Annotated in this window: 16 protein-coding genes; 8 read left to right on the top strand and 8 right to left on the bottom strand. The window is 65.1% G+C overall.

The genetic code is table 11. The features are described from left to right. The first annotated feature begins 127 nt into the window (after positions 1–127). Genes NFR41_RS05870 through NFR41_RS05845 form a run of 6 tightly spaced genes read left to right on the top strand, consistent with a single transcriptional unit; the run spans position 128 to position 7958 of the window. The gene (locus NFR41_RS05870; RefSeq protein ID WP_251231085.1) at positions 128–1300 is read left to right on the top strand and encodes an ATP-grasp domain-containing protein; all 1173 of its coding nucleotides are present in this window, start codon (positions 128–130) and stop codon (positions 1298–1300) included. A 1-nt stretch (position 1301) separates the two neighbouring features. After that, positions 1302–3233 carry a hypothetical protein gene (locus NFR41_RS05865; protein WP_251231084.1) on the top strand — a complete coding sequence of 644 codons (1932 nt, stop codon included), beginning with the start codon at positions 1302–1304 and terminating at the stop codon, positions 3231–3233. Further along, positions 3230–4372: an ATP-grasp domain-containing protein gene (locus NFR41_RS05860; RefSeq protein ID WP_160214306.1), complete on the top strand. Its 1143-nt coding sequence runs from the start codon at positions 3230–3232 to the stop codon at positions 4370–4372. The genes NFR41_RS05865 and NFR41_RS05860 overlap by 4 nt, the downstream gene beginning before the upstream one ends. A 1-nt stretch (position 4373) precedes the next feature. Continuing rightward, positions 4374–5372, top strand: a complete 999-nt coding sequence (locus tag NFR41_RS05855) for a glycosyltransferase (RefSeq protein WP_160214307.1) — start codon at positions 4374–4376, stop codon at positions 5370–5372. Next, complete coding sequence (gene rffA, locus NFR41_RS05850) at positions 5369–6496, top strand: dTDP-4-amino-4,6-dideoxygalactose transaminase (protein ID WP_251231083.1); 1128 nt, start codon at positions 5369–5371, stop codon at positions 6494–6496. Before NFR41_RS05855 ends, rffA begins: the two co-directional genes overlap by 4 nt. A 10-nt stretch (positions 6497–6506) precedes the next feature. Then, positions 6507–7958 carry an NDP-hexose 2,3-dehydratase family protein gene (locus NFR41_RS05845; RefSeq protein ID WP_251231082.1) on the top strand — a complete coding sequence of 484 codons (1452 nt, stop codon included), beginning with the start codon at positions 6507–6509 and terminating at the stop codon, positions 7956–7958. Between the two features lie 22 nt (positions 7959–7980). Here NFR41_RS05845 and xerD read toward each other — a convergent pair whose 3' ends face one another. Beyond that, positions 7981–8907 carry a site-specific tyrosine recombinase XerD gene (gene xerD / locus NFR41_RS05840; protein WP_285833855.1) on the bottom strand — a complete coding sequence of 309 codons (927 nt, stop codon included), beginning with the start codon at positions 8905–8907 and terminating at the stop codon, positions 7981–7983. Positions 8908–8954: 47 nt separating this feature from the next. Then, entirely contained in the window at positions 8955–10640 is a 1686-nt protein-coding gene (gene pyrG, locus NFR41_RS05835) for a CTP synthase (protein WP_251231080.1), read from the bottom strand. 249 nt (positions 10641–10889) lie between these two features. Here pyrG and NFR41_RS05830 point away from each other — a divergent pair, with 249 nt between their 5' ends. Continuing rightward, complete coding sequence (locus NFR41_RS05830) at positions 10890–11813, top strand: diacylglycerol/lipid kinase family protein (RefSeq protein ID WP_251231079.1); 924 nt, start codon at positions 10890–10892, stop codon at positions 11811–11813. A 16-nt stretch (positions 11814–11829) separates the two neighbouring features. On the opposite strand, the gene NFR41_RS05825 is transcribed toward NFR41_RS05830, so the two are convergent. Both NFR41_RS05825 and NFR41_RS05820 read right to left on the bottom strand, forming a co-directional pair. Further along, a complete protein-coding gene (locus NFR41_RS05825; protein ID WP_251231078.1) occupies positions 11830–13053 on the bottom strand; it encodes an LL-diaminopimelate aminotransferase in 1224 nt (407 codons plus the stop codon). A 15-nt stretch (positions 13054–13068) separates the two neighbouring features. Beyond that, a complete protein-coding gene (locus NFR41_RS05820) occupies positions 13069–14547 on the bottom strand; it encodes a DUF1846 domain-containing protein (RefSeq protein ID WP_160214312.1) in 1479 nt (492 codons plus the stop codon). Positions 14548–14706: 159 nt separating this feature from the next. Between NFR41_RS05820 and NFR41_RS05815 the strand changes: the two genes are divergently transcribed. Then, positions 14707–15882, top strand: a complete 1176-nt coding sequence (locus tag NFR41_RS05815; RefSeq protein ID WP_251231077.1) for a 3-phosphoglycerate dehydrogenase family protein — start codon at positions 14707–14709, stop codon at positions 15880–15882. 180 nt (positions 15883–16062) lie between these two features. Here NFR41_RS05815 and moaC read toward each other — a convergent pair whose 3' ends face one another. The 4 genes from moaC to modB form a co-directional block, all read right to left on the bottom strand. Next, on the bottom strand, positions 16063–16563 hold the full coding sequence (moaC, locus tag NFR41_RS05810) for a cyclic pyranopterin monophosphate synthase MoaC (RefSeq protein ID WP_251231076.1): 501 nt from the start codon (positions 16561–16563) through the stop codon (positions 16063–16065). A gap of 46 nt (positions 16564–16609) precedes the next feature. Beyond that, the gene (gene moaA / locus NFR41_RS05805) at positions 16610–17611 is read right to left on the bottom strand and encodes a GTP 3',8-cyclase MoaA (RefSeq protein ID WP_251231075.1); all 1002 of its coding nucleotides are present in this window, start codon (positions 17609–17611) and stop codon (positions 16610–16612) included. Between the two features lie 98 nt (positions 17612–17709). Continuing rightward, positions 17710–18834 (bottom strand): sulfate/molybdate ABC transporter ATP-binding protein, encoded by a 1125-nt coding sequence (locus NFR41_RS05800; protein ID WP_251231074.1) that lies wholly within the window; start codon positions 18832–18834, stop codon positions 17710–17712. Further along, the gene (gene modB / locus NFR41_RS05795; protein WP_432762694.1) at positions 18831–20222 is read right to left on the bottom strand and encodes a molybdate ABC transporter permease subunit; all 1392 of its coding nucleotides are present in this window, start codon (positions 20220–20222) and stop codon (positions 18831–18833) included. The genes NFR41_RS05800 and modB overlap by 4 nt, the downstream gene beginning before the upstream one ends. Positions 20223–20224: the final 2 nt, after the last annotated feature.

Raw genomic sequence — 20224 nt, 5'->3', positions numbered from 1 at the left:
TTCATCGACCGCGAGCAGCTCAAGCGCATCGCCTCGACGCGCTCCAACAAGACCAAGTACGGCCAGCACCTGTTCCTCGTGTCCAACCAGGAGCAGGACGCAGGCATCTAGAAACCGGGCTGACACCATGCCAATCAATACCGCCAAAACAGTAATGGTGCTTGGAGCCGGACGCGGGCAAGTCGGGCTCTACAAAGCCATCAGGAACCTCGGGCACCGATCCGTAGCGGCAAGCATCGCAGGAGAATATCCAGGGTTTCAGTACGCCGACGAAATTGCCATCGTTGACATATCCGACCCAGAAGCGGTGCTCGCAGCCGCGAAGGAGCAGCATGCGGACGCCGTCGTTACCAGTTGCATGGATACCGCGATGCAATCGCTCGGACGAGTTGTCGACACTCTGGGTCTTCCCGGGCCCTCCGAAGCATCCTCGCGCCTGTGCTTCGACAAGAGAGCTCTCAAAGAAACGCTCTCGGACCACGACGTGCCTTCTGCGCGATACCGCGTCATTGGCTCCCCTAGCGAGCTGATCGGTATCGCCGACGAATTCGGTCTACCGCTCGTTCTCAAACTGTCGCGCTCGCAAGGAAGCGCGGGCGTATTCATATGCGAAACGCTGTGCAACGCCTGCGAAAAAGCGGAGGAAATCCTCGCTGAGGAGGGATTCTGTCTGGTCGAGGAGTACCTCGGCGGCATAGAGTTTGGTGCGCAAGCAATCGTCAGCAACGGAGATGTGGTCTTCATCCAGGCCCACGGCGACCTGATGACGGGGGGCGCCAATCCCAAGCCCTATATCCATTACTACCCGTTCGAACACCAGGAGCTTGTAAACGAAGCCGTTTGCCTTGGACGAAAAGCAATTGCCGCATGCGGCTTCGACAACTGCGCGGTCAACATCGACTACCGCGGGGGAGCCGAAGGACTCTGCATCCTTGAGCTTACGGGCCGAGCCGGCGCGAACGGTTTGCCGGAGCTCACCGGCGAGCTGCTGGGGGTCGATTACTACGAGCTGATCGTCAGGATAGCTTTAGGGGAGGCCATAGGCGACATCGCTCCCAGCCGCCGCAAAGCCCTCGCATCGGAGATGGTCTATGCCGACGGATATCGGTGCAACGGCTATTCCCCGATACGCTGCATCGATCCCAATATCCGCAGCACCATCCTTTTCGCATCGGCTCGAACCGAGGATGCAGGCCAATGCATCGGGCAGATCGTGGCCGCAGGCAACGCACTCTCAGACTGCACATCGGCGCTAGCAGCGGAGCGAGAGCGCCTTATAGAGCGATTGTCGTCCCTGTAGCATGCCCTTCGCCATCGACGACAGAAACCCGGCGCATGCCAGCAGCATGCCAGCCGCGCACTGGGTGAAAGCAGTTCGGAACCACCCCTTCGCCTACTCCTCCGCTCTGTGCCTAGTTGCATTCATCGTCATTGCGATGAGCAGGGGAATCGTCTTCGACACCGTAGATGATTACAACATGATGATGACGATTTCGGGCGAGAAAACCGGAGATCCGTACTTCCAGCTCACCTTTTTCAACTCGGCATTCGGCTTTCTCATGTCTCTGCTCTACCGTATAACGGATAGTGTTCAGTGGTACTCGATCGTAGAGCTGTCTTTCCTGCTTGCCGGGCTGTCCGTCATCGGCGGCTGCTTGGTTCGCATAACACCGCCGAATCGCTCTGTGCTGTGGCCCACGCTCATCTTGGCGGCGCTCCTTGCCACGGTTTACCTGTATCCCGTCCAGAGAATGCAGTTCACCACCACCGCCGCAACGCTCGGCGCGGCGTCGTGTGCGCTCTGCCTTTGCATAGGCGATACAGGACTCAGCACGCAGCAAAACCGGCGCTACTTCTGCCTTTCCCTGCTGCTTCTCGCCCTTGCCTTCATCGAGCGGAAATCAGCGGGTATTTGCTGCTCCGTTTTCTGGTTGCTCTGCGTGGGAAGAATTCTCCTTTATTCAAAAAGCGGATTTCGCAATCGCATCAAAGCGGATACGCTGAAATGGGCCGCTCGTCCGCTTCTCGCCGCGCTGCTTGTCGTCGCATGCTTCTACGGATTCGACACGCTGTTGCAGCGCATAGGGGACAACTCATCCTACGGCGCCTACAACCAATGGCGCATAGAGTTCCAAGATCATGTTCGGCCCTCGTACGAAGAAGCTCCGGACATGTACCTGGCAGCAGGGTGGTCTGAAGAGGTCTTCAATCTAGCCAGATCGCTGATCTACGTAGACGAAGCAATCGACACACCCGCCCTGGAGCATATTGTCCAGTCTCCTGAAACGGCAACGATCCAGCCATCGATAAGGGACGCCATCAGCCTAGGATATAGCCTGTTCAAAGAAAACGAAACGGCTCGGGGCGACCTGGTCGTCGTTGCCGGCCTGGGTCTGACAAGCTTTCTGGCGGGGGCTCTTCTGTGGAGACGAAACCGTCGTTCATCCATTGCCTTTTGCTCGTGGACTGTCGTCGTGGCGCTTGTCTCCTTTTGCCTCTGCCTGTACTTGTGTCTGTCGGGACGCTGGCTCCTGCGCCTTTTCTTAACCGTCGCGCTGCCAGCTGCTTCTTGTTTTTTGTTTCAGCTAGTCGGCGGTCTGAACGCAGCAGCGTGTATCCCCAACCGAAAAATCGGCAAGCACGGGTCTTCCCACCGACTGCCACAACTGCCTCTCGCGGCAAAAGGCTCCATGGCCGCAGTACTCGCCGTCTCCGTGCTGTTCGGCTCCGTCTCCGCCGCTAGCGACATAGAGAAACTCAGGAAAAGAGACTCTTACTCGATTCCTCAAATGGCGGCGATCGAGAACTACGCACTGCAACATCCCGACGACGTCTTCGTCCACGATTATTCGGTCTCCAACTCCTACGACTCCTACGACCCGTTCAGAACGTACGACGGCGACCTGACGAACCTCATCATATCGGGCGGAAGCTATACGAGAACCGGAGCTTACAACAAGCAGCTGGAAGCAAACGGAATTGACGGGTTTCTGGATGGAAGGACTTTGCTGTCCGACAACGTTTACTACATCAGCAATCTCGAGCGAGGCGACTACGTCGAAGTTGTCAGCGATTACCTCGAGTCGGAGTACGGGCCGGTAAACGTCGAGTTGGTGGACGTCCTTAACGAAACTGCCGGCGTCTACAAGTTCTCGCTTCCCCCGGAACCCTCGCCGATCCTCGACTGGGAGCAGACCCTCCCCCTTCGCAGCGACGATACAGGAGTGCTATGAGAAAGCTTGCGATCATAGGCGCCAACGAGTTCCAGAACCCGCTGATACTCAAAGCCCGGGAGATGGGCTACGAGACCCACGTGTTCGCCTGGGCGGCAGGGGACGTGGGCGAGCGGACGGCGGATGCGTTCCACCCGGTGAGCATCGTGGAGCGCGACGCGATTCTTGAGGAATGCCGGCGCATCGGGGCGGACGCGGCCGTCTCGATCGGATCTGACCTGGCCGTGCTCACGGTGAACCATGTGCAGCGGGCCCTGGGCAACCCCGCCAACGACGAGCGTTGCGACGAGGTGTCCACGAACAAGTTCCTCATGCGCGAGGCCTTCGAGGCCGCCGGCGTGCCCGTGCCCTCGCACCTGCTCGCCTCGCCCGACAACCTTCCGGCCGAGCCTGCGTCGCTGCCCTACCCCCTGATCGTGAAGCCGGTCGACAGGTCCGGCAGCCGCGCGGTCAACCGGGTCGACTCCGCAGACGAGCTCGCCGACGCCGTGAGGCAGGCCTGCGAGGCTTCCTTTGCCGGCCAGGCGGTCGTCGAGGAGTTCATAGTCGGCGACGAGTACAGCTGCGAGTGCATCTCCTTCGAGGGCCGCCACCGTCTGCTGGCCCTCACGCGGAAGCACACGAGCGGCGCGCCTCACTTCATCGAGCACGGCCACGACGAGCCCTCGGGCATCCCCGCAAAGCTCGTCCCGTCCGTGGAGGCCGCCGTCTTCGCGGGGCTCGACGCCCTCGGCATCCGCTACGGGGCGTCGCACACCGAGTTCTTCCTCACCCCCGCGGGCGAGGTGCGCATCGTGGAGATCGGTGCCCGCATGGGCGGGGACTTCATAGGATCGGATCTCGTGCAGCTGTCCACCGGCTACGACTTCCTACGCATGGTGATCGACGTCGCCTGCGGGCGCGAGCCGGACCTGGCGCGGGGGGCTCATTTCGACGAGGCGTGCGTGCGGTTCGCCTTCGAGGACGGCGAGCTGGAGCGATTCGACCGGCAGCTCATCGACGGACGCGGGCTTGCCTGCCTGCGGCGCGAACTGAAGGACCACGACCCGGACGCCCGGGTGCAGGACAGCTCCACCCGGTTCGGCTACGCCATCTACGCCGGCAGCCGCGGCGATTCGACGCGGGATGGGGTGGCCTAGCGTGAACGCAACCGCCAGCATCGACCAAGCGCCCGTTTCCCGGAACCGGCCCGAAGTCTCCTTCGTCATCCCCTGCTACCGCAGCGAGCGCACCGTGATGAGCGTCGTGGCCGAGATAGAGCGCACCGCGCAGGAGGCGGGCCTTGGGGCCTTCGAGGTCGTCTGCGTCGTGGACGGCTCCCCCGACAACGTGTTCGCCGTGCTCGCCGAGGCCGCACGCCTGCGCCCCTGGCTGCGGGTGGTTGAGTTCGGGCGCAACTTCGGCCAGACCAACGCGCGCATGGCAGGCTACCGCATGGCGCAAGGGCGCCTGATCGTCACGCTCGACGACGACGGGCAGTGTCCCGTTGACCAAACCCCGAAGCTGCTTGCCGCCCTCAACGAAGGCGCCGATCTGGCCGTGGCGGAGTACGGACGCAAGCACCAGAGCGGCTTCAAGAACCTCGGAAGCGCCGTGAACACCTGGATGGCACGCAAGGTCATAGGCCTGCCCGAGGACTTCACCATGTCGAACTTCTTCGCGTTCGACCGTATGGTGCTTCGGCACGTCGTCTCCTACGAAGGCCCCTACCCCTACCTCTCGGGCCTTCTCTTCCAGGCGACCGACCGAGTGGCGTTGGTCCCCATGAGCGACCGGCCCCGCATGGAAGGGACCACCGGCTACACGCTGAAGAAGCTGCTGCGGGTGTGGATGAACGGGTTCACGAACTTCTCCATCGCCCCGTTGCGGATCGCGTTCGCAGCCGGAGGGCTGTTCGCCCTCCTCTTCGCGGCGTTCCTGATTGCCGGCGTTGCCCTCGGCTCCGGGCTGCTGCTCCTGGCCGCCCTCGTGGCGGCATCGACAGGCGCCCTGTGCGCGGTCGCGGGCATGGTTGGCGAATACGTAGGACGCGTCTTCATGACGTTGAACCGCATGCCCCAGTACGTCGTGCGGACCGTCGTCAACGCGCCGAAAGGCGATGCGGACCCGCACCCGACACCGAACGAAAGGCCCCTATGATCCCCTTCAACAAGGCATCCATCACCGAGCTTGAGGAGCGCTACGCCCTCGACGCGCTGCGCAACGGCAAGACCTCCGGCGACGGCTCGTACACCTTCAAGGTCTACGAGCAGTTCCGCGAGCGCTTCGGCATCGAGCGCATGCTGCTGACCACCTCGGGCACCGCGGCGCTGGAGATGGCCTCGATACTGATCGACCTGCAGCCCGGCGACGAGGTGATCGTGCCGTCCTTCACGTTCTCCTCCACGGTCAACGCCTTCCTGCTGCGGGGCGCCAGGCCCGTGTTCTGCGACGTGCGGCCCGACACGCTCAACATGGACGAGTCGCTGGTGGAGGGGCTTATCACCGACCGAACCCGCGCCGTCTACGCCATCGACTACGCCGGCGTCCCCGCCGAGATGGACGCCATCGACGCCGTGGCCGCCGAGCGCGGCCTGTTCGTCATCGAGGACGCCGCCCAGGCGGTGGGGTCGACCTACAAGGGGCGCCCTGCCGGCACGCTCTCGGAGTTCGGCTGCTACAGCTTCCACGAGACGAAGAACTACGTCATGGGCGAGGGCGGCGCCATCGTGCTCAACGAGGGGCGGTTCCTGGAGCGCGCCGAGATCATACGCGAGAAGGGCACCAACCGCCGCCAGGTGCTGCGCGGCTGGACCGACAAGTACACCTGGCACGACCTGGGATCTTCCTTCCTGCCCTCGGACGTGCTGGCGGCCGTGCTGCACGCGCAGATGGAGCGCTACGACGAGATCATGGGCAAGCGCATGGCGGTATGGCAGGCCTACGAGCGCGAGCTGGCGCCGCTGGAGGCGGACGGGCGCCTGCGCCGGCTTGTTGTGCCCGGCCACGTCGAGCACAACGCCCACATGTACAACGTCGTGCTGCCCGACGAGGACACGCGCACCCGCCTGGTGGAGGGCCTGAAGGAGCGCGGCGTCATGGCCTACATCTGCTACGTGCCGCTGCACTCCGCCCCCATGGGCCGCAGGCTGGGCAACGACCCGCGGGACTGCCCGGTGACCGAGGATCTGGGCTCGCGCACCCTGCGCCTGCCGCTGCACGCGGACATGACGGCGGCCGACGTGGACCGCGTGCTCTCCGGCGTCTTCGACATCCTCTCCTAGGGAACGCGCTGTGGCCCCCGACAAGCAGACCGTCGACGCGTTCTGGCGCTCCTGGGCCGCCGACGAGGGGCTGGAGCCCTTCGAGGCGCTGCTCGGGTGGGTGCGCGAGCGCAACGAGGCCACAGAGGTGAGCATATCCCGCGTTCCGCTCGAGCGGTGCGACCCGTGGCGGCTCGACGGGGCCACCGGGCGCATCGGCAACCCCGCCGGGTCGTTCTTCCAGGTGGCGGGCCTCGAGGTGGCCGAGGGGGAGCGCGAGCTGGCCCAGCCGGTGCTGCTGCAGGGCGAGATCGGCTACCTGGGCGTCGTGGCGAAGGTGTTCGACGGGACCGCCCACTTCCTCATGCAGGCCAAAATCGAGCCCGGCAACGTCAACAGGGTGCAGGTCTCGCCCACCATCCAGGCCACCCGCTCGAACTTCCTGCGCCTGCACGGCGGCGGGCGCCCGGCCTACCTGGAGTACTTCCTGCGCGACGGCTCGGGCGGGCCGCGCACGCGCACGCTGGTGGACCAGGTGCAGTCCGAGCAGTCCTCGCGCTTCCTGGGCAAGCGAAACCGCAACGTGGTGGTGCTCGCCGAGGGGGAGGTGGAGGCGCTGCCCAGCCATAGGTGGATGACCGTCGGCCAGGTCAAGCGGCTCATGCGCTACCCGAACCTGGTGAACATGGACACCCGAACCGTGCTCTCCTGCATCCCCTGGTCGCTGTGGGGGCCTCCCTCCGCGGGCGTGCTCGAGGGCGGCGGGGCCGACCGGCAGCTTGTCGACTCGCTCGCCGGACAGCCGGACGCCTTCAAGGTCGCCCGCGTCACCGAACGCCTCTGCAACGCGAAGATGTTCGACTTCTCCACGCGGCGCATCGTAGGCCTCGGCGAGCTTGCGGACTGGGAGTTCGACGACGACGCCACGGCGTTTCGCCATCGGGAGGGCTACCCGTTCTCCGTGGGCTTCTTCGACATCGCCATAGAGGGGCGCGAGGTGGCCCGCTGGAGGCAGCCGCTCTTCGAGGCGCAGGGGATGGCGACCTTCGCCCTGGTCATCAGCAGAAGCGAGGAAGGCGTTCGGTACCTGGTGCGCGTCAGGAGGGAACCGGGCTGCTTCGATACGGCCGAGCTCTCCCCTACGCTGCAGCGGGAAGCTGGCTGCAGCGACGAGCCCGATAGCGCGGAGTCGGCCGTGCTGGCGTTGCTGGAGAGCGGCGAGGGCGTGGTACGCGACGTGGTGCTCTCCGAGGAGGGCGGGCGCTTCTACTGCGAGGAGAATCGCAACGTGCTCATCGAACTGGATGCCGAGCGCGCAGAAGAGCTCTTCGGGGACGTCGCGCGGTCGAAGGACTACCTCTGGGTCGACTACCCTACGCTGTGCCTGCTCAACACCTCGAACAACAACCTGAACATCCAGCTGCGAAACCTGCTGTCGCTGATCGACCCCTTCGAACGTCCCGAAGACCGTATGCTTCTGTAGGAGCCGGGCTCGGGCGGGCCGCTCAGGCAGACTCCGGGCGTACCTTCGCCCGCGGGTGGGCCGCCAGGTACTCCTCGCGGATGTGGGCGCGGGAAACGTGGGTGTAGATCTGGGTGGTCGAGATGTCCGAATGCCCCAGTATCTCCTGGATGACGCGCAGATCGGCGCCGCCTTCCAGCAGATGGGTGGCGAAGGAGTGGCGCAGCGTGTGCGGGTGCAGGTTCTCCACGCCGATGGCAAGCCCCGCCCGCGCAACCACGGCATGGACGCTCTGGCGGCTGAGCCGCCCGCCCCGCGCGTTCAGGAACACCGCAGAGTTCACCGGCGTGTAGGGCTTCTGCAGCTGCGACCTTCCCTTTTCCAGATAGGCCGAAAGCGCCCGCAGCGCCGCTCCCGATATGGGGGTGATGCGCTCCTTGCTCCCCTTGCCGAACACCCGCAAATAGCCGTCGTCGAGCACGAGGTCGCCCAGGTTCAAACCCGACAGCTCGCTTACGCGCAACCCGCAGCCGTAGAGCATCTCCAACATTGCGCGATTCCGCAGGTCGGCGGGCTTGTCGCTCTCGGGCAGCGCATCCATGAGGGCGTTTACCTGCTCCACGCTCAGCACGTCGGGCAACCGGTCGGGCTTCCCGGGCAGGGGCACCGTATCGGCCGGGTTGTGCTTGGCAAGCCCTTCCCGCACCAGGAACTTGCAGAAGCCTTTGATCGACGACACGTGCCGCTCGATGCTTGCAGGCGCGAACCCCCGGGCAGCCAGGTCGGCCTCGTAGGCGATGATGGCGTTGCGGTCGGCCGTGGACAGGCTGCTGCCGTCGTGGCGCTCCAGAAACTCCCGGAAGTCCTTCAGGTCGCGCCCGTAGGCCTCCAGCGTGCGCACCGACGAGCCGCGCTCTATGCGCAGGTGGGCCATATACTCCTCGAGGCTTTGCTCGTCCTCGGCCAGCAATCGGACCTTCCCCTTCCGCCGGCATCGGAGCAACCGGCAACCCGCTCTTACTGCTGGCTTAATTCTACCTGAGCCTCGCGGTGCAGCAGAGCCGCCTTCACGAAATCGCGGAAAAGGGGGTGCGGGCGGGTAGGACGGCTCTTGAACTCGGGGTGCCCCTGGGAGGCGACGAACCACGGATGGCCGGGCAGCTCGATCATCTCCACCAAACGCCCGTCGGGACTGAGGCCCGAGAGCACGAGCCCCGCCTGCACAAGCGCGTCACGGTAGGCGTTGTTCACCTCGAACCGGTGGCGGTGGCGCTCGAAGATAAGCTCCTGGCCGTAGGCCTGCGCCGCCATAGTGCCCGGCTGAAGCTTGCAGGCGAACGACCCCAGGCGCATGGTGCCGCCCTTGTCCTCCACATCCTCCTGCTCGGGCATAAGGTCGATGACCAGGGGCACCCGGGACTGCTCGGCCGCGCTGCGGATGGCGGCGGCATCCGCCTCGCTCGCACCAGCGGCTATCTCGTCGGCAAACTCGGCCGAGGTGGCCCCTTCCAGCCCCGCCACGTGGCGCGCGAACTCGCACACGGCCGCCTGCAGCCCCAAGCAGATGCCCAGGAAGGGAACGCCCTTCTCGCGGGCGAAGCGCACCGCCTCGATCTTGCCTTCGAAGGCGCGTCTCCCGAATCCGCCCGGGACCAGGATGCCGTCCATGCCGCCGAGCACCGACTCCACGTTGGAGGCGTCCAGCTCCTCGCCGTCCACCAGGTGGATGCTCACCTGCGCCCGATCCCACACGCCTCCGTGCTTGAGCGCTTCGATGACCGAGAGGTAGGCGTCCGGCAGGCTCACGTACTTGCCCACGATGGCAATGTCGACCGCCTTGTCGCACAGCTCGCTTCGGTCGAGGAAATCCTGGAGCGGCACCAGGTTGATGGGAGGCACTGGCAGCCCTAACCGTTCGAGCACCATGGTGTCGAAGCGCTGGTCGTGCAAGCTGATGGGGACCTGGTAGATGGACGGTGCGTCGGTGCAGGCCAGAACCGCTTCGGGCTCCACGTCGCAGAACAGGGCGATCTTCTCACGGGTCTTGTCCGTGATCTCATGGTCGCTGCGGCACACGATGAAGTCCGGCTGCACGCCCAGGGACCGCAGCTCCTTCACCGAATGCTGGGTGGGCTTGGTCTTCACCTCGTGGGCGGCAGCGATGTAGGGCACCAGCGTCACATGAACGAAGAGCACATCTTCCGCCGGCCGCTCCTTCTTGAACTGCCGCGCCGCCTCGATGAAGGGAAGGCTCTCGATATCCCCTATGGTGCCGCCGATCTCGGAGATGACGATATGGGCGCCGGACTGGTCGGCGATACGGTGCAGCCGCTCCTTTATGGCGTCGGTCACATGGGGAATCACCTGCACGGTGCCTCCCAGGTAGTCTCCGCGGCGCTCGCGTGCGATAAGGCTTTTGTAGATGCTGCCCTGGGTGAAGTTCGATTCGCGCCCTAGGTTCTCGTCGATGAAGCGTTCGTAATGGCCTAGGTCGAGGTCGCCCTCGTGGCCGTCCTCGGTCACGAACACCTCGCCGTGCTGGAACGGGCTCATGGTGCCGGGATCTACGTTGAGGTACGGGTCCATCTTCTGCATGGTCACCTTGTAGCCGCGAGCCTTCAGCAAATGACCCAGCGATGCGGCCGTGATGCCCTTCCCCAACGACGACACGACGCCGCCGGTCACGAAGATGTGCTTTGCCATTGAAGCCGCCTTTCGTCCTTGCGGGCAGAGCGCGAAGGCCCGAGGCGAATGCGAAGCGCACGCCTGGACCCGCCGAACGCGCCATGCCCGCCGCCCGGTGTTCCAAACGTATTCGTATGTTACGCCCAGCCGAAAAGGCACAGCGAGGCAACAGCTTCGGATTTACGAACTTTTAACGCGGCGAGTCGCGGCCGCGAGAAGGCGTACAATAAAGGCCGACGAAAAGAACCGGCAAAGACGGGGGCGGAAATGGACGCGAACCTGGGACATGTGCTTCTGATAGCAAACCCCGCCGCCCAGAACGGCAACGGGGCGAAGGCCATCGAGGCGGTCGTTCCGCTGTTGCGAGAGGCCCTGGGGGAGCAAAATGTAGTTCTGGCCAGAACCGTCGGCCCCCACCATGCGACCGATCTGGCGAAGCGGGCCCAAGGCGCCGACACGGTCATCGCCTTGGGCGGCGACGGCGTTATCCACGAAATCGTCAACGGGCTCATGCAGCGCGACGGCTTCGAGCGGCCCGCCCTAGGGGTGATACCGGTCGGGTCGGGAAACGACTTCGCCCGCAGCCTGGGCATCTCGAGCCGTCCTGACATAGCCTGCGGCCAGATCCTGCGCGGCTGCCAGAGCGCCATCGACATGGGGTGCGCCAATGGGCAGTGGTTCATGGAGACGCTCTCGTTCGGGCTGGATGCCGCCATCGCCATCGACACCATGGAGCGACGCAAGAAAAGCGGCAAATCCGGTGCGGCCCTGTACATGGAAAGCGGCTTCGACCAGCTGCTCCATCATCTCGATAGCTACCGCTACACCGCCTCCTTCGACGGCGGCGAGCCGGTATCCGGCGAATCGATCACCTTCGCCGTGCAGAACGGGCCCTACTACGGCGGGGGCTTCAAGATCTGCCCGGAGGCGCGCCTGGACGACGGCGTGCTGGACCTGTGCATAGCCCATCCGCCGGTCAGCGTGGCGAAGGCGATCTACCTTTTCCTGCGGGCGAAGGGCGGCGGGCACGTCGGATTCAGGAACATCGAGATGCTGCGCTGCACCACGGCCCATATTGAGTTCGAGCAGCAGCCGCCCGCCCAGGTGGACGGCGAGAAACTGCAAGGCCGGGTCTTCGACGTTCGTCTCGACCCGGCCTCCTTGCGCGTGATAGCGCCCCTCGGGCAATGATGCCCGCGCATCTGCGCTAGCCGCGCAGCATCGCCTTGATGCGCTCCACAGCCTCCTCGGTCGCCTCGGCGTCGCCGAAAGCAGTGAAGCGGATGTAGCCCTCCCCGGCCGGACCGAAGCCGGCACCGGGGGTGGTGATTACGTTGGCCTCTTCCAGAAGCCTCTGGAAGAACTCCCACGAACCAACCCCCTCGGGAGTCTTGCACCACACGTAGGGGCTGTTCACACCGCCGTAGACCTCGAGGCCCGCTTCGGAGAGCCCCTCCTTGAGCACCCGGGCGTTGCGGCGGTAGTAGTCCAGGGTCTCCTCTACCTGGCGCTCGCCTTCGGGCGTGTACACGGCTGCCGCTCCCCGCTGGATCACGTAGCTGGCGCCGTTGAACTTCGTGGTCTGGCGGCGGTTCCACATATCGTGCAGGCTCTGGCCGCCGCGCACGAGCGCCTTGGGCACCACGGTGTAGCCGCAGCGGGCCCCGGTGAAGCCGGCCGTCTTCGAAAACGAGCGGAACTCGATGGCGCATTCCTTGGCGCCGGGGATCTCGTAGATGGAGTGGGGCACGTCGTCCTCGGCGATGAAGCGCTCGTAGGCGGCGTCGAACATGATGACCGCCCCTTGGCTGTTGGCGTAATCCACCCACGCCTTCAGCTGGTCGAAGGTAAGGGCGGTGCCGGTGGGGTTGTTCGGCGAGCACAGGTAGATGATGTCCACGGGCACCTGGGGCAGGGCCGGGCAGAAGCCGTTGTCGGCCGTGGTGGGCATGTAGACGAGCTTCGTCCACCCCTGGGCCTGCTCGTCGTAGTCGCCGGCGCGTCCGGCCATGGCGTTGGTGTCCACGTACACCGGGTACACCGGGTCGCACACCGCCACCACGTTGTCCGCACCGAACAAATCGCCGATGTTGCCGCAGTCGCTCTTGGCGCCGTCGGAGATGAACACCTCGTCCTCCTCGATGTCCATGCCGCGCGCCTTGAAGTCGCGCTCGACGATGGCGTTGCGCAGGAAGTCGTAGCCCTGCTCGGGGCCGTAGCCGTGGAAGGTCTCCGCGGCGGCCAGGTCGTCGACGGCCTTGTGCATGGCCTCCACTACGGCCGGCGCCAGCGGGCGCGTGACGTCGCCGATGCCCATGCGGATGAGCTTCGCATCCGGATGGGCCTCCTGGTAGGCGGCCGTGCGGCGCGCGATGTCGGCGAACAGGTAGCTGCCAGGCAGCTTCTGGTAGTTCTCGTTGATCTGAACCATCGGTTCCAGCCTTTCTTACTTGTGGTAGTAGCGATGCTGCTCGTACTTCGGCTCGCAGCAGACGTTGATGCCAAGGGTACGGTAGAGCTTCTCGTCGGTGGCGGAGATGATCACGCTGAAGTATGCGTCGCACCCCCGCAGGTCGTCCACGTGCTCCATGAGCTTGGCGGCAAGAGGGCTCTTCGCACTGGAAACGGACAGCGCCAAGAGCGTCTCGTCGGAGTGCAGGCGCGGGTTCTTGCTGTGGAAGTGCTCGGTCTTCAGATGGCAGATCGGCTCGATGACCTCGTCGGTGATGACGTTGACGTCCTCGATGCCGGCAAGGGCCTTGAGCGCGTTCATGAGCAGCGTGGAGGCGGCCCCCAGAAGCGTGGAGGTCTTGCCCGTGATCACCCGTCCGTCCGGCAGCACCATGGCGGCCGCCGGAAGGCCCGTCGTCTCCTCCTTCAAAAGCGCCGCCGAGCGGGCCGGGAAGAACGAGGTGGCGACGTCGGCCTGGCTCATGAGCATCTCCAGTTTCTTCACCAGCTCGTTGCCGCAGCCGCTGCGCTTGGCCTCAACCGCCGTCTGGAAGTAACGGCGCACGATCTCCATCTTCGCCGCGTTGCGCACCGCCTCGTCATCGGTGATGGCATATCCGGCCATGTTCACGCCCATGTCCGTCGGGGACAGGTAGGGGCTCGCCCCGGAGATGCGCTCGAACATGGTCTTGAGCACGGGGAATATCTCGACGTCGCGGTTGTAGTTGACCGTGGTCTGCCCGTAGGCCTCCAAATGGAAGGGGTCGATGATGTTGGAGTCGTCCAGGTCAACCGTGGCCGCCTCGTAGGCGATGTTCACCGGATGCTTCAACGGCAGGTTCCACACCGGGAACGTCTCGTACTTGGCGTAGCCCGCCTGCATGCCCCGCTTGTGCTCGTGGTAGAGCTGCGAGAGGCACGTGGCCATCTTGCCGGAGCCGGGGCCGGGGGCGGTCACCACCACCAGAGGGCGCTCGGTCTCGATGTAGTCGTTGCGCCCGTAGCCCTCGTCGCTGACGATGCGGTCGATGTCGTAGGGGTAGCCGGCGATGGGATAGTGCAGGTAGTGCTTGATGCCCAGGGCGTCCAAGCGGCGGCGAAACGCGTCGGCCGCCGGCTGGTTCTCGTACTGGGTTATGACCACGCCGCCCACCAGAAAGCCCATGGAGCGGAAGATGTCCATGAGCCGCAGCACGTCGTCGTCATAGGTGATGCCTAAATCGCCGCGCACCTTCGACTTCTCGATGTGGCTCGCGTTGATGGCCACAATGATCTCCACCTCGTCGGAGAGCTGCTGGAGCATGCGAATCTTCGAATCGGGCTCGAAGCCGGGCAAGACACGGCTTGCATGGTAGTCGTCGAAGAGCTTGCCGCCGAATTCCAGGTACAGCTTGCCGCCGAACTGGTCGATGCGCTCGCGGATGCGCTCGGCCTGCATGGCGATGTACTTCTGGTTGTCGAATCCCTCTTTCATGGGGCACCGGCTCCTTCCGGCCAATCCTGCTGCAACGAGGCGAGTATACCCCAGGCCCGCCGCCCCCCGGATTCGCATTGACAGAATCGCCGAGTCATTCCATTATGGGACGACGACGCGCCGGCACCGCCGCTTGGCGCCAGCCTGATAGGAGACACGATGCGCACGGTATACTGCCTGAACAACATCTCGAAGAAGGGCACCGAGCTGCTGCCCTCCGACTACGCCCTGGCCGATTCCGCCGAAGGGGCGGCAGGCATCCTGGTCCGCAGCGCCGACATGCACGAGACGACCTTCGACCCCGAGCTGCGGGCCATCGCCCGTGCCGGCGCCGGCGTGAACAACATCCCGCTCGAACGCGCCGCCGAAGAGGGCATCGTGGTCTTCAACACCCCCGGCGCCAACGCCAACGCCGTGAAGGAACTCGTCCTCTGCGCGCTGCTGCTGGGCAGCCGCGGCATCGTGGAGGGCGCCCAGTGGTGCCGCGACAACGCTGTGGATCCCGCCATCGCCAAATCCGCCGAGAAGGCGAAGAAGGCCTTCGCCGGCCAGGAGATCATGGGCAAGAAGCTGGGGGTGGTGGGCCTCGGGGCCATCGGCGCCGAGGTGGCCAACGCCGCCATCGGCTTGGGGATGGAGGTCTACGGGTTCGACCCCTACGTATCGGTGGGGGCCGCCTGGCGCCTGAACAGCGACGTGCACTACGCCGAGCAGCTCGGCGACCTCATGGCCGTCTGCGACTACATCACCATCCACGTGCCCGCCATGGAGTCGACCAAGAAGATGGTCGGCGCCGAGATGCTGGCCAAGGTCAAGCCCGGCTGCATCGTGCTCAACTTCTCCCGCGACACCCTGGTGGACAACGAGGCCATGGCCGCCGCCCTGGCCGACGGGCGCGTGCGCCGCTACGTGACGGACTTCGCCACCCCCGAGGTCATGGCCATGGAAAACGCCATCGTCCTTCCCCATCTGGGAGCCTCCACCGAGGAGGCCGAGGACAACTGCGCCGTCATGGCCGTGCGAGAGCTGGTGGACTACCTTGACAACGGCAACATCCGCCATTCGGTGAACTACCCCGACTGCGACATGGGCGTGGTGCCCGAGGGCCTGCGCCGCATCGCCGTGCTGCACGGCAACACCCCGGGCGCCCTCATGCGCATCACCCAGGTGTTCGGCAACGCCGGCGTGAACATCGAGAACGTCACCAACAAGGCCAAAGGGCAGAGCGCCTACACGCTCATCGACGTGGACGCCGGCAACCCGGGGCATCCCGACGACGCCATCGACCAGCTCAAGGCCATCGAAGGCGTGCGCCGCGTCCGCATCGTCAGGTAGCAATCCGTCCGAAAGCGCACGGAGGCCGGGTTGCGGAAGGCTCCGTGCTTCAAACAGTCCTGAGCTCGCACGAAACGTCCACTGGACGTTTCGGCTCGTGCGGAACTGCGCGCGAAACCTTCCGCAACCCGGCCGCTGCGGCTTTATCGCCCCTCAGGCACACATCATCGAGCATCGAAGCTACGCGCGCACCCACAGGCCGGTCTTGCCGCCGTCCTTGCGCAGCAGGCGCACGTCCATGATCTCCATGCCGCGATCCACCGCCTTGCACATGTCGTAGACGGTAAGGCACGCCACGCTGGCGGCGGTAAGGGCCTCCATCTCGATGCCGGTCTTGCCGGTGACGCCGCAGGTGGTGAGCACATGGATGCCCATGCGCCCGTCTTCGCGCTCGCCTTCGAAGACGGGGGTGCACTCCACCTTCGCCTTGGTGATGTTGAGCGGATGGCACATGGGGATAAGGTCGCTCGTACGCTTGGCGGCCATGACGCCGGCCACGCGGGCGCAGGCGAGCACATCGCCCTTGGCGGCCTTGCCGTCCACGATCAGCGCCAAGGTCGCCGGGTTCATGGCGATGAACCCCTCTGCCACGGCCACGCGCTCGGTGTCGGGCTTGGCGGACACGTCCACCATGCGCACGTCGCCCTTCTCGTCGATATGCGTCAGCGCCGGTTCGGTCATGAGCGTTCCTTTCGTTGTAAGGACCATCGGAAAGCCGGAGGCGTGCCTAGCCGCCGATCTGGGACATCTTGCGGTCGGTTCCCACCTTGTCGTGATGATCGTCGGGCTTGGCACCGATGGCCTCGAGTAGCGCCTCGCGCACGCCGCCACAGCCCTGCGTCCGCAGCGCCTCGCGCACGTCGTACTCGGTGTCGCTGAACAGACACGGCCTGATCTTGCCGTCGGCGGACAGGCGAAGGCGGTTGCATTCGCTGCAGAAATGGCGCGACAGCGGGCTGATGAAGCCGACGGTTCCCCGGGCCCCTTCGAACTCGAAGTAACGGGCGGGGCCCCAGCCCGAGGGCTTGTGCTTCTGGGCCGGCAGCAGGGCGGGCATGCCCTCCTCCTTCGCCCGGGCGTTGATGATGTCGAGCAGCTCGTCGCAGGTGACGACGTCCTTCTTGCCCCAGCCGGTGCCGTCGGCGCCGGTGCTCTCCCCCACCGGCATGTACTCGATGAACCGCACGTGCAGCGGACGGTCCACGGACAGCTTCGCGAAGGCCAGGAAATCCTGGTCGAGGCTGCGCACAGCCACGGCGTTGATCTTCACCGGGTCGAAACCCGCCTCCAATGCCGCCTCGATGCCGTCGAGGGTCTGCTGCAGCTGTCCGCAGCGGGTGATGCGGCGGAACTGCTCGGAGTCCAAGGTGTCGAGCGAGATGTTCACCCGCGAAAGCCCCGCGCGCTTCAGCTCGTCGGCCATCTGGGGCAGCAGCACCCCGTTGGTGGTCATGGCGACGCTCTCGATGCCCTCGATGGCCATGAGTTCGCAAACCAGGTCGGAAACGCCCTTGCGAACCAAAGGTTCGCCGCCCGTGAGACGCAGCCGCTTGATGCCCAGCTTCGCCGCCTCGCGCACGATGGCCACGATCTCGTCGTAAGCGAGGATCTGGTCGTGCCCCATGAGCTGCACGCCATCGGGCGGCATGCAGTAGATGCAGCGGAAGTTGCACCGGTCGGTCAGCGATATGCGCAGGTAGTCTATGGTCCTACCGTGAGAATCCTTCACTGCTCCCCCTCAAAATCGACCTGCCCCCTCAGGTATTATTCTCGTTCGAGCACCATAGTAGGCGATTGCGCGGAAAACGTCCAGAGCTTCGGGCAAACCTACTTCGTCACCAGATACAGGCGCTGCGGATCGATGCGCACCCACAGCTCGTCCCCCACGTGGGGCAGCTGCGATTCCGCAACGTCCACGGTGCCCACGCGCCAGAACAGGTGCCGATGCAGGAAATGCATCTCGTCCTCGGCGGCAGACCCCTCAGCTGTTTCGTCGTCGCAGCGGTCGAGGAACGCCAGCAGCAAGGATCGCTCGAAGCGGGAGTCGCTCGCCCGGTCGACGCGCATGCGGAAGCAGTTCTCGCCCGGCCCGTCCGCACGGACGATGTAGCGAGCGCGAACCCCCAGGTAGCGTACGTTTTCGGGTACCGGCTTCCCCGTGCGCACGGCAACGCCCCACTTCGGCAGGAACACCTCGCGCTCGCCAGCGCGCACGGCAGGGGTGCAGTTCTTGCAGCCCGAGAGCTTGATGCCCGCCTCCGATTGCGGGTCGTCTATCAGGCTGCGGGCCGTGTCCACCTCCACGACGCGGCCGCCGTCCACCACCGCTATGCGGTCGCAGAACCGCACCGCCTCGTCGATGTCGTGGCTCACGTAGAGCACCGTGCCCGAGAACGCGTCGAACAGCGACACCAGGTTCTGCTCCAGAACGCCCTTCAAGTGCGCGTCCAGTGCCGAGAACGGCTCGTCCAGCATGAGGATGCTCGGGCGGGCGGCCAGCATGCGGGCCAAGGCCACCCGTTGCTGCTGCCCGCCGGAGAGCTGGGCCGGGTAGCGACGCTCGAAGCCGGAGAGCCCGAAGCGGTGCAGTTCGCGCATCACCGCGGCATCCCGCTCGGCTGCGGGCACGTCCCGCCCGATGCCGGCTGCGACGTTCTGGGCCACGGTGAGGTTCGGGAACAGCATGTAGTTCTGGAACAACAGCGCCGTCTTGCGCTGCTGAGGGGTGAGGTTCACCCGGGCGCGCCTACCTGACGCCTTGTCGAAGAACACCGTGCCGTCGACGACGATCTTGCCCGCATCCGGCGTCTCGATGCCCGCGATGGAGCGCATGGTCAGCGTCTTGCCGCAGCCGGAGGCGCCCAGAAGCCCCAGCGTCTCCGCCCCCGCGTCGAAGGAAACCTGCAGATCGAAGGCGCCCAGCTTCCTCTGGATATCGACGGACAGGCTCATAGGTCGCTCACCTCGCGTCGGCGGTACCGGGTGGTCCTGCGACCCCACAGGTTGATGAATAGGATGACGATGAAGCTGAAGATGAGTATCACGACGGTCCAGAACAGGGCGACGTCGATGTTGCCGCTCATCCATTCGAAGTAGATGGCAATGGGAATGGTGCGGGTAATGCCCGCGTAGTTGCCGGCCAGAAAGAGCGTAGCGCCGAACTCGCCCAGGGCGCGGGCGAAGGACAGCACGGTGCCGGCGGCGATGGAGCTCCAGGACAGCGGTAGCATCAAGCGGAAGAAGATGCGGGCGTTCGACCAGCCCAGGGTGCGGGCGGCGTCGAGCATGTTGGGGTCGAGCCCTTCGAAGGCGCCGCGGGCGTTGCGGTACATGAGCGGGAAGGCCACCACCACCGCGGCGATGACCGTGGCCGGCCAGCTGAAGATGAGCGGAAATCCCACGTCAATGAACCATTGGCCGAGCGCCGTGTTGCGACCGAGCAGCAGCAGCAGCAGGAAGCCGCAAACGGTGGGCGGCAGCACCATGGGAATGGTGAAGACGGCGTCGGCAATGTCCTGGGCCCGCTTGGGTATGCGCAGGCTGAAGTAGGCGGCCGCCAAACCCAGCACGAAGATAAACACGATGGCGGTGCCCGTGGTCTTGAGCGTCACCCACAGCGGGCTGTAGTCCATGGTGGCGAGGAATCGCCCGAGCGCCGCAAAGCCCGTGGGCGGCGGCGCCACCTCCACCTCGTCGGGAGGCACGATGGCCAGGAAGTCGACGAAGCTGGGCCTGCCGGATCGCGCCCCGCCCGAAGCCTGCTCCTCTTCGGCAAGGGCGCCCTGCGCGGTGACGTCGGAGCCGTCGGCGCCGAGCACGGTCACGTAGTACTTCCCCGACCCTGCCTCCACGCCGAAGCCGTACACGATGCCGTCAACTTCGTAGGAGGGCTGGTCGGTGAAGTACCAGGGCACGGCTTCGGAAAGCACCACCCCCGCGTTGGGGGCATGGGCATCCAGCGCCAGGAAGTAGCGCTTGAGCCAGTCAAGGTCCTCGGCGCTCTCGATGTCGCACAGCGGCTTGGCTGCGGGCGGAACGTAGGCCACCACGTAGCTTTCGGTGCAGACGGCCACGGCATAGTCCGGCATGGAGCCCTCGTAGTACGCATAGCCTATGTAGCTGCCGTTCACCTCGCGGTTCGAGCCCTTCTGGGCACGGGAGAAGCTGTTCGCAGCGAACGGGGCGCCCTCGGCGAGGGCCTGCCTGCCCTCTTCGGACACCGTCACGTCGTCGGAGCCCAGGTAGCCTTCCCCCTGAGCCGCCTCGGCAGCAGCAGGTGCAGCAGGCACCTCCGGTGCGATACCGGGCTCGTCGGCCCACGCCGGAAGCGTCCCCGCCATGG

This window comes from Adlercreutzia aquisgranensis (assembly GCF_943193145.1).
Classification (GTDB): Bacteria; Actinomycetota; Coriobacteriia; order Coriobacteriales; family Eggerthellaceae; genus Xiamenia; species Xiamenia aquisgranensis.
Note: the sequence above shows the minus strand (reverse complement) of the source record. Positions and strands in the feature narration are given on the sequence as shown.